A 14,118-nucleotide genomic window follows, 5' to 3' on the forward strand; every position below is an offset into this window, starting at 1 on the left:
CGCAAAGAGACGTGCAATGATTGCATGGATGCCATGCGGCCGGCGAATGAAGCCGTTTAATCCTGAAACCGGCCCCCGACGCGCTGCATCTGTTCAGGCGTATCCAGATCAAACGAGGCCGCCGGACCAATTTCAACCTCGTGGACGAATTCAGCGAATTCGCCGATCAGATGACGCCCGCCCGTATCGCCCTGTATACCGGACAGGGCATTCAGAAACCGCGCTGACCAGAGTACCGGATTGCCGCGTTTACCGCGATCGGTCGGGACGATGATTTCCCGGCCCTGCGCCGGATCAAAACCGGCGATCAGTTTCAAAATGACATCCTGCGATATAAGCGGCATGTCGCCGAGCAGAACGACAACGCCATCCGGCGGCGATGTCCGGCTTGCCAAAGCCTGTATGCCGGTGCGCAAAGATGTCGACAGGCCCCGGTCGAACTCCGGATTGAACACGATCTGCTTTTCGATGCCCTCAAGCGCCGCCTCAATCTGCTCTGGTTGCGCCCCGGTGACGACGGTCAGATCGGCACCAAGCGCGTTGCGCACCGCTTCGGCAACGTGGCGTACCAGCGGCATTCCATCCAGCTCGGCAATCAGCTTGTTATTGGCGCCCATGCGCTTGCTCTGGCCTGCGGCGAGCAGCAGCGCGGCGATTCTGGGTGATCCAGTATACTGGCTCAGCTCCAGTTCACGGGGCTGCGGCCGGCTGACGATTTCCATCAGCAGCCCCCCGACACCCATCGCCGAAATATCCTCTGCCCTGACCGGTATACCGGCCAGAATTCGGTTCAGCACCCAGTCAAACCCGTTTTCCACCGGCGAGCGGGCACAGCCCGGAGCGCCGATCACGGGCCGACCTGCCAACTCGCCCAGAAACAACAGGTTTCCAGGGTCCACCGGCATGCCGACATGGAGCACTGTGCCGCCGGCGCGCCGCAAAGCCTGTGGCAGCACGTCATCTGCATCAATCATCGCCGATGCGCCGACCAGTACAATAAGATCAGCGTTCTTGTCGGCCAGCAGGCTTATGGCATTCGCCACCGCCGCGGTTTCGTGTGGCGTGCGGATTTCCTCGAACACAGTAGAGCCGCTGGCTTCCAGACGGCCGGCCAGAACCTTGCGGGTCTTGTCCATGATTTTTTCCCGCAGCGTCGGCAGACGGGTTGCAACCAGACCAACCCTGGCCGCCCGAAATCCGGCAACTGACAGCGCGCCATCAGAGGCGGCCCCGATGCAGGACTGCAGCACGGCACCGGGCACCGCAAAGGGAATGATTTTCACCGTGGCCACCATGCGCCCGGCCTCGACCGCTGTATAGGGCGGCAGGGTTGCCAGGGTCATTGAAGGGTCACAGCGGTTGATCCGGTCCACCAGATCAGCGTCCGCCAGAAACAGCCCGGCTTTTTGCGCAAACAGATTGGCCCGGCCGGTAAAGGGCTGATCGACCCGCATATGCGGTCCGCACACCGCCCGCGCCAGACGCAGCGCGGCTTCATCTTCATGAACGTCCTGCGCATCCAGTTGCGCCACTGTGATGCTGGCATGGCCCCTCGCCTGCAAGGCGGCAATGTCCTGCGCCGACAGCAGAGTGCCTTTTTTCAGACGCACTTTCTTGCCGTCCAGCTCGCCATCCTGGGAATGGGCCAGCAGGGTGCCGGTTGCATCGGCTGGCGGAAGATCAAGCAGTTTCAACAGGCCGGTCCTTGCGCAATGCGGCGATGATCTGTCCCAGAATGGCGACAGCAATTTCGGCCGGAGTGGCTGCCCCGATATCAAGCCCGATCGGCGCATCGATCCGGGCCAGTTGAGCGTCTGAAAAGCCACCGGCCCGTAACCGCTCCAGCCGGGCGCTGTGGGTTTTGCGGCTGCCCAGAGCGCCAATATAGAAACACTGGTTTTTCAGCGCGATTTCCAGGGCAAAATCGTCGATTTTGGGATCATGGGTGACGGCCGCAAGCGCCGTGTAGCCGTCGACCAGAGCATCATTCAGCACATCCTGGGGCCACTCAGCCAGCAGATTGACCGAAGGAAACCGCTCCGCTGTAGCAAAGGCGGTACGCGGATCGATGATCATCAGATCAAACCCGCATTCCCGCACCATTGGCACCAGCGCCTGAGATATATGCACTGCACCGATAACCACGATGCGCGGTGCCGGCAGTTCCACATTAAGAAAGAAGTCTTCCCCGCCAATTGTTTCGCGCCCGGATTTACCGGACCGAAACCGGGCTTTCGAAGCATCAGCAAGCGGATCGTCCTCAGTCAGGGTATCACGAAAAATCAGCCGGCCTTCACCGCTGCCCAGATGGCGCACGAGAATGACAGCGCGCCTGTTGGCGCGGGCGGCATTGAGTTTCGGCAACAGAACCTTTTTCATGTCTACAGCACCCGATCAACAAAAATGCGGATTTTGCCGCCGCAGGACAGACCGACCCGCCACGCGGTTTCATCGGCAACACCGAATTCCAGCATTTTCGGCTGCCCGCTCTCAATCACATCCAGCGCTTCCGCAATCACCTCGCCTTCAACGCAGCCGCCCGAGACCGACCCTTCAAAATTCCCCTCCGCGTCAATCACCAGATGACTGCCCGCCGCTCGCGGCGCAGATCCCCATGTATCCACCACTGTAGCCAGCGCGATGCGGCGGCCTTGTGAAATCCAGCTCTCGGCAGTCTGCAGAATATCACGATTCATAATATGACTCCTATGCAGCCTGTGTCCGCCGGTACCCTGATAGATCCGCAACGCGCGTCACCGGCTGCGTCAGAGACAGACACAAATCCGATATTGCATCAAGCGAATGCACGGCCCGAAACTGATCGACAAATGGCAACATGGCGCGCACGCCGCTGGCCCGCGCCTCGAACCCATCATATCTGAGAAGCGGATTGAGCCAAATCAACTGGCGGCAGGATTTTTGCAGTCGTTCCATTTCAAACCCCAGATCCTCATCACTGTCACGCTCCAGCCCATCGGTCATCAGCAGGACAATGGCGCCCTGCCCCAGAACCCGGCGCGACCAGTGCTTGTTGAAATCATGCAGCGCAGTTGCGATACGGGTGCCGCCGGACCAGTCGGCCACCAGGGCAGCACAGGCATCCAGAGCCTCGTCCGGGTCCTTGCGCGCCAAAGCGCGGCTGATATTGGTAAGTCGGGTGCCGAAGACGAAACTGTGCACCCGGCTCCGGCTTTCCGCCAGCGCATGGAGAAAATGCAGAAACAACCGGGAATACTGGCTCATCGAGCCGGAAATATCGCAAAGCGCGACAATCGGCGGCGCCATTTCACGCCGCCGCCGCAACACCGGCGACACCCATTCGCCACCGGTCGCCAGACTGGCGCGCATGGTGCGGCGCATATCCAGCCGGGACCCGGAATGACCGGATTGAAAGCGCCGTGTCCTGACCCTGGCGACCGGCAGGGCCAAGGTTTGCATGGCGCGCTTGGCCTCGGCCAGTTCCTCTGCGTTCATCTGTGCAAAATCCTTCGCTTGCAGGATCTCCTGGCCGGAAACCGTATCTGCCGCCTCGATGTCCATGTCAGGCTGCATGTCGTGGGGCCGTTGCGCAATCTGCTGCAGCATCGCCTGCGCCACCCGGGCCGCAGCCGCTTTTGGCTTCTCACCTGCCAAAGGCGCATTTGCCTGCGCAGATACGGCTGCCAGCATTGTTTCCAGACGGTGTGCCGGTCGCCAGAACATGTCAAAACCGGCTGTAAAAACAGCGTGGTGCTCGCGTTTGCTGATAAACACCGAGCTCAGCGTCCAATACAGATCATCCCGGCTTTGAAGTCCTGCCACCTCGACGGCGCGCACTGCATCGACGACCCGTGACGGGCGTACCGGCAGGCCTGCGGCGCGCAGCACACGGGCGAAATGCACAATATTATCGGCGAAATGCCCTGGCCCGTCTTCATTCGCCATGTCCGGCACCCGTCAGTTCCACTTTGATAGCGCTCAGAACCTGATCGGCACGCCCGCCCTGAACCGCCTGAATGTCATCCTGATATTTCAGCAGCACACCAAGTGTCTCCAACACGGTTTGCGGATCAAGCGCAGTGCGGTCAAGTTCGGTCAGCGCAGTGGCCCAGTCGATGGTTTCTGCGACGCCGGGATTTTTGAACAAATCCGCGTCGCTGCGCAATTTCTGCACGAAACCGACAATCTCCGCAGACAGCCGGGCGCTGGCACCCGGCACCTTGTTGGCGACAATCTGCAATTCCCGCTCCGCGTTCGGGTAATCCACCCAGTGATACAGGCAGCGCCGCTTCAGCGCATCATGGATTTCCCGGGTGCGGTTTGTGGTAATAATGACAATCGGCGGCTGTTTGGCTTTGATCGTGCCCAATTCAGGGATGGTGATCTGAAACTCAGACAGTACTTCCAGCAAATACGCTTCAAACGCCTCGTCTGCACGGTCCAACTCATCGATCAGCAGCACCGGCGCTGCGCCATCCGGCGCATCCAGTGCCTGCAGGAGCGGACGTTTCAACAGAAATTTTTCATCGAACACGCTTTTTGCCAGGCCCGTCTTGTCGGAACTTCCGAGCGCTTCCGCCATGCGGATTTCCAGCATCTGGGCCGCATAATTCCACTCATAGACGGCAGAGGCGATGTCGAGACCTTCATAGCATTGCAGCCGTATCAGCGGCCGCCCCAATTGCGCGGACAGAACCTTTGCGATCTCGGTTTTTCCCACCCCCGCCTCGCCTTCCAGAAACAGCGGGCGTTGCATTTTCAGCGACAGATACAGCACGGTTGCAAGTGAGCGGTCCGCAACATAGCCCGCCCGCCCCAGCAAAGCATGGGTGTCATCAATCGAGCGCGGATAGGGGTGATTCATGACTCAACAAATCCTTGTCGTACCAGCAGGCTGTGTTATGGCTGATCGGCACGCATCCGGCAATCGACAGCCGCGCTGCCGGCGCCCGCGACGCTCGGATCTGCGCCTATAAAGCGTGATAATCCCGGTCGCGGTAGATCAGTCCTGGGCCAAGTTGCCCCGGCACAATTGCCTGCACATGGCCAAACAACACCGAATGAGTGCCCATTTCGACAATCCGTTCCAGTGCGCAATCCATCGATGCCAGACATCCCGGCAGCACCGGCGCGCCGGAAACAGTTTTGCTGATCTGCAGACCTTCAAACCGGTTGGCTTCCGGATGAGCGACATTCCGGCCGGCAAACAAATCCGCCATATGGCGCTCTCCGGCGGATAGAATGTTGACGCAGAAGATGCCGTTCTTTTTGATGATCTCGTTGCTGCGCGACGCCCGGTTGACGCAGACCAGCACAATCGGCGGTGCATCGGACACTGCGCTGAATGCCGTGACTGTCAGACCGGCCTGGCCGGCAATCCCGCCCGACGTGACAATATGAACCGCAGAACCGACGCGGCTCATGGCATCGCGAAACTGGTCTTTGGAAACACTGTCGCTCTGCGAAGAGCGGATTTGCGTGGAAACAGTCAAGGCAGCCTCGGAAATGTTGCTCCCTGCATGTATGGCAGAATTACTCTAAACACCATACTTCTATCAGCGGTGCCCTGTAGTGGCGTTTCGGCCTGCGACCATTTGACAACTGCCAGACACCATTGTTGCTGCGGAACCGCAAAGGCTGACTGACCTCAGCAAAATGTACAAAAATCGGCTGCAGAATGCGCTGGCAGTTGTTTTGCCGTTATGGCACTGATATGGCACGATGCTAGTAAATCCGCACCAGACGGATCACAGGTTGTCAATACAGCCGACACAGACAGGGAGATTGGCTGACGTGGAATATTTTCTGCAGCAATTGATTAACGGCGTCACACTCGGCTCGATCTATGGCCTGATCGCCATTGGATACACCATGGTGTATGGCATCATCGGCATGATCAACTTTGCCCATGGTGATATTTTCATGATCGGCGCTTTCATTTCGCTGATCTGCATCATCGTGCTCGGGCTAACGGCGGCAACCGGCTTCTGGGTCCTGATCCTGGCCCTGATCCTCGTTTTGCTGGTCTCCATGGTTTTCACGTCAATCTGGGGCTGGACCGTGGAGCGACTTGCATATCGGCCATTGCGCGGATCGTTCCGGCTGGCTCCGCTGATTACAGCCATTGGCATGTCCATCGCGCTGCAGAATTTCGTCCAGATTTCACAAGGCGCACGGGTGAAACCGCTCGAGCCGCTTGTACCGGGCGGCTACACATTGATGGAAGCGGAAACCGCAAACGGCACATTTGCCGTTCAGCTCTCCAACATGCAAATCCTGATTGTGCTGACCACAATCATTCTCATGATCGGTTTTTCCCTGCTGATTTCCAAAACCTCGCTTGGCCGCTCGCAGCGCGCCTGCGAGCAAGACCGTAAAATGGCATCATTGCTGGGGATCAATGTTGACCGGACGATTTCCCTGACTTTCGTGATGGGTGCCGCGTTGGCGGCGGTCGCAGGGCTTCTGTTCCTGCTGTATTACGGTGTGATTGATTTTTACATTGGCTTCGTGGCCGGCGTTAAAGCCTTCACGGCAGCGGTTCTCGGCGGCATCGGTTCGCTGCCAGGTGCCATGCTGGGCGGTCTGCTGATCGGCCTGATCGAAGTCTTCTGGTCGGGTTATTTCAGCGTTGAGTACAAGGATGTGGCCGCGTTTTCGATCCTGGCGATTGTCCTGATCTTCCTGCCTTCCGGCTTGCTTGGCAAACCCGAAGTAGAGAAGGTCTGATCAATGGCACCATTAGCAGATCAAGACAGCCGGCTCGCGGCCTCGCTGAAAGATTCCCTTGTGGCCGGTGTTCTGACGCTGGCCCTGTCCTTTTTCCTGATAGGGATTAAAACCAGCATCGCGCCGGGTGGCCTCGTGCTTGAACAGCGCTGGCTCGCCGTTGCAGTTGCTGTGGCAGTGGTGTTTGCCGGACGGTTCCTGCTGAATTATTTTGTTTGGCGGCGGCCGGGAGCCGGTCAGGGTCGCGGGCGGTCTTTCACCATGCCCAAAGTGCCAATGCCGTCGGCGAAAATCATTGGCCCACTGCTGTTTGCGGCTGCCGTTGCCTTGCCTTTCGCGCTGCTCGAACTGAAAGGCGCGAGCGGCTCTCGGCAATATCTCGATCTGGCAGTCCTGATCACGACCTACGTCATGCTCGGCTGGGGGCTGAACATTGTGGTCGGCCTTGCCGGACTGCTCGATCTTGGTTATGTGGCGTTTTACGCTGTCGGGGCCTATTCCTTCGCACTGCTCGCCCAGACATTTGATCTGGGGTTCTGGATTTGTCTGCCGCTGGCCGGCATTCTGGCAGCTTTCTGGGGCATTATCCTGGGCTTTCCAGTATTGCGCCTGCGCGGTGATTACCTGGCGATTGTCACTCTGGCGTTCGGTGAAATCGTTCGCGTCGTGCTGTTGAACTGGTATCAGTTTACTGGCGGTCCGGATGGAATTTCCGGCATTCCCCGACCGACTTTTTTTGGAATTGATTTTACCCGCGGCGAAGGCGGGTTTGCCGAGACATTCGGTTTGGACTATTCGCCAATCCACCGCATCATCTTTCTATATTATGTCATTCTGGCGCTGGCGTTGCTGACCAACTTTGTCACCATGCGGCTGCGGCGGCTACCGATCGGGCGAGCCTGGGAGGCACTGCGCGAAGATGAAATAGCCTGCCGCTCCCTTGGCATAAACACCACCAACACCAAGCTGACGGCTTTTGCCATCGGGGCGATGTTTGCCGGATTTGCCGGTTCGTTCTTCGCCACCCGGCAAGGCTTCATTTCTCCCGAGAGTTTCACCTTCATCGAATCCGCCATCATTCTTGCCATTGTCGTGCTGGGTGGACTGGGCAGCCAGATCGGCGTGGTCATCGCCGCGGTGGTGCTGATCGGAGGGTTTGAGGTGTTCCGCGAATTCTCTGACTACCGCATGCTGATTTTCGGTCTTGCGATGGTAGTCATCATGGTCTGGAAACCGCGCGGCCTGATCACCACCCGCAACCCTTCGGCGGTCTACAGCAAGCGAAAAGCAATCGGCGCGGATATGGTAGCCCAGGGGGAGGGTCACTGATGGATAAGACCTCACGCGCCTGGGATGAAAATCCGGTTCTCAGTGTTGAACATCTGACGATGCGCTTTGGCGGCCTTGTGGCGGTGGATGATCTGTCATTCTCTGTTGGTCGCGGCGATATTACCGCGCTGATAGGCCCGAATGGCGCTGGCAAAACCACTGTTTTCAATTGCGCCACCGGCTTTTACAAGCCCACTGAAGGCCGGCTGACAATGAAGCGGAAATCCGGCAGCGAATATCTGCTGGAACGCATGCCGGACTTTAAAATCTCGGAACTGGCCGGTGTCGCCCGCACCTTCCAGAACATTCGCCTGTTCGGCGGCATGACGGTTCTTGAGAATCTTCTCGTCGCGCAGCACAACAGACTGATGCTGGCTTCCAATTTCACCATCGGCGGTCTGTTTGCCCTGCCCGGTTATACGAAAGCTCATAAAATGGCTATCGATAAGGCGGTCAAATGGCTTGAGGTAATCGACCTTCTGGACCGTGCAGATGATCCGGCAGCCGATCTGCCCTATGGCGACCAGCGCAGGTTGGAAATCGCGCGGGCCATGTGCACCGACCCGGATCTGTTGTGTCTGGATGAACCGGCAGCCGGCCTGAACCCTAGAGAAACCGGTGATTTGAATAAATTGCTGCAACGAATCCGCAGCGAACACAGAACATCGGTTCTGCTGATCGAACACGATATGGGCGTGGTGATGGAGATTTCTGACCATATTATCGTGCTCGACTATGGCGTGAAGATTTCTGATGGCACCGCAGAGGAAGTGCGCAACGATCCCAAGGTGATCGCAGCCTATCTTGGCGTTGAGGATACAGAAGTTGAACTGGTCGAAGCGGAGGTGGGCCTGTGAGCGATGCTGCGAACTCTTCGACCCACATGCTGTCGATCAAAAACGTGGTCACTCATTACGGCAAAATCGTTGCTTTGCGTGGCGTCGACGTCGAAGTCAATGACGGCGAAATTGTTACTCTGATCGGTGCGAACGGTGCCGGTAAATCAACGCTGATGATGACCATTTGCGGCTCGCCGCAGGCCAGTGAAGGCCAGATTATTTTCCGCGGCGAAGACATTACCCGTATGCCGACCCATGAGATCATGGCCAAGAATATTGCTCAATCTCCCGAAGGCAGGCGGATTTTCCCGCGCATGACGGTTCTGGAAAACCTGCAGATGGGCGCTGCCATCACCGATTATTCCCATTTCGATGAGGATCTGAAAAAAGCCTTCGAGCTGTTTCCAATTCTGCAGAAGCGGCAGAGCCAGCGGGGCGGAACACTGTCGGGCGGCGAGCAACAGATGCTGGCAATCGCCCGCGCACTGATGAGCCGGCCGGACCTGCTGTTGCTTGACGAACCATCACTGGGCCTTGCCCCGCTGATCGTGAGGCAGATTTTCGAAGTCATCAAGGAACTGAACCGCAATGAAGGCCTGACTGTATTTCTGGTCGAACAGAATGCCTATCACGCTCTGAAACTTGCCCATCGGGGCTATGTCATGGTGAATGGCAACATTACCATGTCGGGCACCGGCAAGGAACTGCTGCAAAAGGAGGAGGTCCGCGCGGCCTATCTGGAAGGAGGAGCTCACTGATGGGTATTTTCTATGAAGTTTCCCTGTCGGTCTTTATTTTTGTCACCCTCATTCTCGGTGGACTTGGTGCCTATCTGACCGGACGCGCCATTGCCATAACCTGGCGCCCGCTCTGGACCTTGGTATGGTTCACATTTCTGCTGACATTATTCATCCGCTTCATCCACTTTGCGCTGTTCGACGGCACATTGCTTACCTTGCAATACTTCATCGTCGATTTTGTGGTGTTGCTGGCGATGACCTATATCGGGTTCCGCGTCACCCGTACCAACCAGATGGTCACGCAATACAGCTGGATCTACAAAAAGGCCGGGCCATTTTCGTGGCGCGAAAAAGCCTGATAGTCAGCGCGAGTGCTGTTACACAAAAAAGCCGCGGCTCTTGGAGACCGCGGCTTTTTGTTGGTATTTCGGTCAGGTGATAGATCTCCGGAAAAAGTCCACTGGTGTCCGGGGATCCAGTTTCTGGGCATCATTTTCCGCGATGCAGCACCACAACACCGGTTGGGATCAGCTCATGGCTTTCTGCAGATTTTCGTCAATCTTGTCGAGGAAGCCGGTGGTCGAGAGCCATTTTTGTTCCGGTCCCACCAGCAAGGCCAGATCCTTGGTCATGAAGCCGCTTTCCACGGTGTCCACACAGACCTTTTCCAGCGTCAGGGCAAAATCGGCCAATGCCTGATTGTCGTCCAGCTTGGCGCGATGCGCCAGACCGCGTGTCCATGCGAAAATCGATGCGATGGAATTGGTCGAGGTTTCCTTGCCCTGCTGATGCAGGCGGTAATGGCGCGTAACAGTACCATGGGCAGCTTCCGATTCTACGGTTTTGCCGTCCGGGGACATCAGCACGGACGTCATCAGACCGAGTGATCCAAAGCCCTGGGCCACTGTGTCGGACTGAACGTCACCATCATAGTTTTTACAGGCCCAGACAAAGCCACCCGACCATTTCAGTGCTGAGGCCACCATGTCGTCGATGAGACGGTGTTCATAGGTGATTTTCTTTTCGGCAAATGCCTCGGCAAATTCCGCTTGGAACACTTCTTCGAACAGATCCTTGAAGCGCCCGTCATAGACTTTGAGAATTGTATTCTTGGTCGACAGATAAACCGGCCATCCGCGGGTCAGACCGTAATTCAGGGAAGCGCGGGCAAAATCGCGGATCGAATCATCCAGATTGTACATCCCCATGGCAATGCCGGCAGATGGAAAGTTGAACACTTCATGTTCGATAATTTTGCCATCTTCGCCTTCAAACTTCATCGAAAGCTTGCCTTTGCCGGGCACCTGAAAGTCAGTTGCACGGTATTGATCGCCAAAGGCATGACGGCCGATGACCAATGGCTGAGTCCAGCCCGGCACCAGACGTGGCACATTTTCACAGATGATCGGCTCACGGAACACAACACCGCCGAGAATATTGCGGATTGTGCCATTTGGCGAACGCCACATTTTTTTCAGGCCGAATTCCTCGACACGATCTTCATCAGGCGTGATCGTCGCGCATTTCACACCAACGCCGTATTCCCTGATGGCATTCGCCGCATCTATGGTAACCTGGTCATCGGTTTCATCGCGATACTCCATACCCAGATCAAAATATTTCAGATCGATGTCCAGATAAGGATGTATGAGTTTGTCTTTGATGAACTGCCAGATGATACGGGTCATCTCGTCCCCATCCAGTTCAACGACCGGATTGGCAACTTTGATTTTAGCCATATGTGATTTTCCTCAGCTTTTGGGCCAAATGCCAGAGCCGTCATTCGGAAAAAACGGTCTTGCATCATAGAATGTGTGAATGCTCGGGTTGCTATAGCATCGTCTTTCTCTGGCCGAAAGGGCCGCGAAAGTGGAATTCGTTATTCACTCATCCTCTTGCCAAAAATGCTGCTTACAGCTAGCAAATCCAAACTCCTCACCCCCGGAACGACGGAAACACAAATGGCTGGCACGAATTCGAAAGCCGAACTGATCACGGGCGGGCCGGCAATCATTCTTGTCGAGCCGCAGCTTGGCGAAAACATCGGCACTGCGGCGCGGGCAATGGCCAATTTCGGCCTGTCCGAACTGCGCCTGGTCAATCCCAGGGACGGATGGCCAAATCAACGGGCAAAGAATGCTTCGGCAAAAGCGGATCATGTCATCGACAACGCCCGGCTCTTCGCCACGCTTGAGGAAGCGCTGAGCGGCCTCAATCTGGTCTATGCCACCACGGCGCGCCCGCGCGATATGTTTGTTCCCGTCCACGGGCCGCAGGCAGCCATGCAAAAAGCCAGGGCGCATATTGCCACCGGGCAGTCTTGCGGTGTGCTGTTCGGCCGCGAGCGCACCGGGCTGACCAATGAGGAAATTGCGCTGGCCGGCGAAATCGTGACCTTTCCGGTCAATCCCGCCTTTGCCTCGCTGAACATCGCCCAGGCGGTGCTGTTAATGTCCTACGAATGGATGCGAGCCAACAGTGAAACCGACACTGCCCACTTTCAGACACCGCAGGAGCCCCCTGCCCGCAAGGAAGAACTGATCGGGCTGTTCCAGCATCTGGAAGGCGCATTGCAGGCCGCCAATTTCTTCCGTCCGCCGGAAAAGAAAAACCACATGGTCAGCACTTTGCGGGCGCTGTTTCACAAGGGCGGCTACAGCCAGCGTGACATTACCATTCTGCGCGGTGTGGTCGGGGCTCTGGAAGGACGCAGAACCCGCAATACGCCGCGCCGCCAGGCCGCCGAAGCCAAAGCGGCCCCGCCAGAATGAGCAATGCCCGTCTGCTTGTGGTGGATTCCGGTCTGGGCGGTCTGTCAGTGGCCCGTGCCATCCGGCATGAACTGCCCTTTGTGTCGATGATTTACGCCGCCGACTATGCCGCTTTTCCCTATGGAGACTGGGCCGAAAGCGCCTTGCAGGATCATCTGTTCACGCAGATTTCAGACTGGATCGGTGCCCATCAGCCCGATGCGGTGGTCATCGCCTGCAACACTGCTTCAACGCTGATATTGCCACGCCTGCGGGCCGCTTTCGACATTCCTGTTGTCGGCACGGTTCCGGCTATCAAACCGGCAGCTTCCCTCAGCCGCAGCAGGCTGGTCAGTGTTCTGGCAACACCGGGGACGGTGGCGCGGGACTACACCCGCGCACTTCTGACCGAATTCGCTTCCGATATGAATGTGGCGCTGATCGGCAGCGCAAATCTGGCCGCACTGGTGGAACAATGGTTTGTCAGCGGTCCTTCGCCGGATTTACGCGATGCCATCAGAGCCGAGTTAGAGCCCTGCTTCCAGCGCGAACCCAATGGCAAGCAGACAGATTGTGTTGTGCTTGCCTGCACGCATTTTCCGCTTCTGAAAGATGTTCTGCAAGAGCTTGCGCCATGGCCGGTGAGCTGGATAGACCCCAGCCCCGCCATTGCCCGGCAGGCCGGCCATGTTCTGGGCGCAAAAGCCAACGCCGCCACACCGGGAAGGTTTGACATAATCAGTTCTGCGCCGCTTGGGGCAGAGCGTGTCGACACAGTCTGGAAAAAGCTGCACTCGGCAGGCTGAGTTCCGCCTTGACAGCTCCGGGCTGAATGACTACACAACGCCTGCAAATGCGGGGTCTTCGGCCCCGTATTTTTGTTACGCACCTGTGGGAGAAGTGAGCGCTTCGCTGTTTCTCCCTGTCGGCACGGCCAAAACCCTGCAAAGGAAGGCGCGTTTCCTTGAAACACTTTTATTGGGAAACACGATGAGCAAGCGCAATTCGTCTAAATATAAAATTGATCGCCGCATGGGCGAAAACATCTGGGGTCGTCCGAAGAGCCCGGTAAACCGCCGCGATTATGGCCCCGGACAGCACGGTCAGCGCCGTAAGGGCAAACCGTCCGATTTCGGTATCCAGCTGCGCGCCAAGCAGAAGCTGAAAGGCTATTACGGCAATATCACAGAGAAGCAGTTCCGCCGCATCTATGCTGAAGCGACACGTCTGCGCGGTGATACGTCGGAAAATCTGATTGGTCTTCTGGAAAGCCGCCTTGATGCGATTGTTTACCGTGCCAAGTTTGTGCCGACCGTATTTGCTGCCCGTCAGTTCATCAATCACGGCCATATCAAGGTTAACGGCCAGCGCGTCAACATTCCAAGCTATCGTGTCAAAACAGGTGATGTTGTGGAGATTCGCGAAAAGTCACGCGAAATGGTGATGGTGCTGGAAGCAACTGATCTGGCAGAACGTGACGTACCTGAATATCTGACTGTGGATTACGGCAAGATGGCCGCGCAGTATACCCGCATTCCGCAGCTCGCTGATGTTCCGTTCCCGGTTGTCATGGAGCCAAACCTGGTGGTCGAGTTTTACTCACGCTAAGCATCTGTTGCACTGAATTCTCAAAGCCCCGTCGTAAGATTCTGTCTTGCGGCGGGGTTTTTAGTTTCGCGCCTTTCAGAGAATACGAAAAACCGCAGCCCGGATCGTACCTGACTGCGGCCTTCAGATTTATAGAACTGCACT

15 protein-coding genes are annotated in these 14,118 nt (G+C 57.0%); 8 read left to right on the forward strand and 7 right to left on the reverse strand.

Annotated elements, in window-relative coordinates; all coding sequences use genetic code 11:
* Positions 1-56: 56 nt before the first annotated feature.
* The 6 genes from RAL88_RS04285 to RAL88_RS04310 all read right to left on the reverse strand — a co-directional run bounded on the left by RAL88_RS04285 (position 57) and on the right by RAL88_RS04310 (position 5,471).
* The gene (locus tag RAL88_RS04285) at positions 57-1,694 is read right to left on the reverse strand and encodes a molybdopterin-binding/glycosyltransferase family 2 protein (RefSeq protein WP_306267489.1); all 1,638 of its coding nucleotides are present in this window, start codon (positions 1,692-1,694) and stop codon (positions 57-59) included.
* Positions 1,681-2,379, reverse strand: coding sequence for an XdhC family protein (locus tag RAL88_RS04290; RefSeq protein ID WP_306267490.1), 699 nt, complete (start codon positions 2,377-2,379; stop codon positions 1,681-1,683). Before RAL88_RS04290 ends, RAL88_RS04285 begins: the two co-directional genes overlap by 14 nt.
* Positions 2,380-2,381: 2 nt before the next feature.
* The gene (locus RAL88_RS04295) at positions 2,382-2,696 is read right to left on the reverse strand and encodes an XdhC family protein (RefSeq protein WP_306267491.1); all 315 of its coding nucleotides are present in this window, start codon (positions 2,694-2,696) and stop codon (positions 2,382-2,384) included.
* Between the two features lie 10 nt (positions 2,697-2,706).
* On the reverse strand, positions 2,707-3,924 hold the full coding sequence (locus tag RAL88_RS04300; RefSeq protein WP_306267492.1) for a VWA domain-containing protein: 1,218 nt from the start codon (positions 3,922-3,924) through the stop codon (positions 2,707-2,709).
* The gene (locus RAL88_RS04305) at positions 3,914-4,843 is read right to left on the reverse strand and encodes a MoxR family ATPase (protein WP_306267493.1); all 930 of its coding nucleotides are present in this window, start codon (positions 4,841-4,843) and stop codon (positions 3,914-3,916) included. Before RAL88_RS04305 ends, RAL88_RS04300 begins: the two co-directional genes overlap by 11 nt.
* A 106-nt stretch (positions 4,844-4,949) precedes the next feature.
* Complete coding sequence (locus RAL88_RS04310) at positions 4,950-5,471, reverse strand: flavin reductase family protein (RefSeq protein WP_306267494.1); 522 nt, start codon at positions 5,469-5,471, stop codon at positions 4,950-4,952.
* A gap of 301 nt (positions 5,472-5,772) precedes the next feature.
* Here RAL88_RS04310 and RAL88_RS04315 point away from each other — a divergent pair, with 301 nt between their 5' ends.
* The 5 genes from RAL88_RS04315 to RAL88_RS04335 are packed head-to-tail and all read left to right on the forward strand — an operon-like array spanning position 5,773 to position 9,975.
* A complete protein-coding gene (locus tag RAL88_RS04315; RefSeq protein ID WP_306267495.1) occupies positions 5,773-6,708 on the forward strand; it encodes a branched-chain amino acid ABC transporter permease LivH in 936 nt (311 codons plus the stop codon).
* Between the two features lie 3 nt (positions 6,709-6,711).
* The gene (gene livM / locus RAL88_RS04320) at positions 6,712-8,037 is read left to right on the forward strand and encodes a high-affinity branched-chain amino acid ABC transporter permease LivM (RefSeq protein ID WP_306267496.1); all 1,326 of its coding nucleotides are present in this window, start codon (positions 6,712-6,714) and stop codon (positions 8,035-8,037) included.
* A complete protein-coding gene (locus tag RAL88_RS04325; protein ID WP_306267497.1) occupies positions 8,037-8,894 on the forward strand; it encodes an ABC transporter ATP-binding protein in 858 nt (285 codons plus the stop codon). The genes livM and RAL88_RS04325 overlap by 1 nt, the downstream gene beginning before the upstream one ends.
* 26 nt (positions 8,895-8,920) lie before the next feature.
* Positions 8,921-9,634 (forward strand): ABC transporter ATP-binding protein, encoded by a 714-nt coding sequence (locus tag RAL88_RS04330; protein WP_306269581.1) that lies wholly within the window; start codon positions 8,921-8,923, stop codon positions 9,632-9,634.
* Entirely contained in the window at positions 9,634-9,975 is a 342-nt protein-coding gene (locus RAL88_RS04335; RefSeq protein ID WP_306267498.1) for a DUF6867 family protein, read from the forward strand. The genes RAL88_RS04330 and RAL88_RS04335 overlap by 1 nt, the downstream gene beginning before the upstream one ends.
* A 168-nt stretch (positions 9,976-10,143) precedes the next feature.
* Here the strand turns inward: RAL88_RS04335 and RAL88_RS04340 are convergent, their stop codons facing one another.
* Positions 10,144-11,355 carry an NADP-dependent isocitrate dehydrogenase gene (locus RAL88_RS04340; RefSeq protein WP_306267499.1) on the reverse strand — a complete coding sequence of 404 codons (1,212 nt, stop codon included), beginning with the start codon at positions 11,353-11,355 and terminating at the stop codon, positions 10,144-10,146.
* A 222-nt stretch (positions 11,356-11,577) separates the two neighbouring features.
* Here RAL88_RS04340 and RAL88_RS04345 point away from each other — a divergent pair, with 222 nt between their 5' ends.
* The 3 genes from RAL88_RS04345 to rpsD all read left to right on the forward strand — a co-directional run bounded on the left by RAL88_RS04345 (position 11,578) and on the right by rpsD (position 13,974).
* Entirely contained in the window at positions 11,578-12,387 is an 810-nt protein-coding gene (locus tag RAL88_RS04345; RefSeq protein WP_306267500.1) for an RNA methyltransferase, read from the forward strand.
* Positions 12,384-13,172 (forward strand): glutamate racemase, encoded by a 789-nt coding sequence (murI, locus tag RAL88_RS04350; RefSeq protein WP_306267501.1) that lies wholly within the window; start codon positions 12,384-12,386, stop codon positions 13,170-13,172. The genes RAL88_RS04345 and murI overlap by 4 nt, the downstream gene beginning before the upstream one ends.
* Before the next feature lie 184 nt (positions 13,173-13,356).
* Positions 13,357-13,974, forward strand: a complete 618-nt coding sequence (gene rpsD / locus RAL88_RS04355) for a 30S ribosomal protein S4 (protein ID WP_306267502.1) — start codon at positions 13,357-13,359, stop codon at positions 13,972-13,974.
* Positions 13,975-14,118 lie beyond the last annotated feature (144 nt).

The organism is Pararhizobium sp. IMCC3301, assembly GCF_030758315.1.
Lineage (GTDB): Bacteria > Pseudomonadota > Alphaproteobacteria > Rhizobiales.

Excerpts from the sequence above, each read along its gene's own strand:
- RAL88_RS04330 (WP_306269581.1), top strand. The coding sequence starts at position 8,921 with ATGCTGTCGATCAAAAACGTGGTCACTCATTACGGCAAAATCGTTGCT.
- RAL88_RS04345 (WP_306267500.1), top strand. The coding sequence starts at position 11,578 with ATGGCTGGCACGAATTCGAAAGCCGAACTGATCACGGGCGGGCCGGCA.
- RAL88_RS04305 (WP_306267493.1), bottom strand. The coding sequence starts at position 4,843 with ATGAATCACCCCTATCCGCGCTCGATTGATGACACCCATGCTTTGCTG.
- murI (WP_306267501.1), top strand. The coding sequence starts at position 12,384 with ATGAGCAATGCCCGTCTGCTTGTGGTGGATTCCGGTCTGGGCGGTCTG.
- RAL88_RS04335 (WP_306267498.1), top strand. The coding sequence starts at position 9,634 with ATGGGTATTTTCTATGAAGTTTCCCTGTCGGTCTTTATTTTTGTCACC.
- RAL88_RS04300 (WP_306267492.1), bottom strand. The coding sequence starts at position 3,924 with ATGGCGAATGAAGACGGGCCAGGGCATTTCGCCGATAATATTGTGCAT.
- rpsD (WP_306267502.1), top strand. The coding sequence starts at position 13,357 with ATGAGCAAGCGCAATTCGTCTAAATATAAAATTGATCGCCGCATGGGC.
- RAL88_RS04325 (WP_306267497.1), top strand. The coding sequence starts at position 8,037 with ATGGATAAGACCTCACGCGCCTGGGATGAAAATCCGGTTCTCAGTGTT.
- RAL88_RS04340 (WP_306267499.1), bottom strand. The coding sequence starts at position 11,355 with ATGGCTAAAATCAAAGTTGCCAATCCGGTCGTTGAACTGGATGGGGAC.
- RAL88_RS04295 (WP_306267491.1), bottom strand. The coding sequence starts at position 2,696 with ATGAATCGTGATATTCTGCAGACTGCCGAGAGCTGGATTTCACAAGGC.
- RAL88_RS04290 (WP_306267490.1), bottom strand. The coding sequence starts at position 2,379 with ATGAAAAAGGTTCTGTTGCCGAAACTCAATGCCGCCCGCGCCAACAGG.
- livM (WP_306267496.1), top strand. The coding sequence starts at position 6,712 with ATGGCACCATTAGCAGATCAAGACAGCCGGCTCGCGGCCTCGCTGAAA.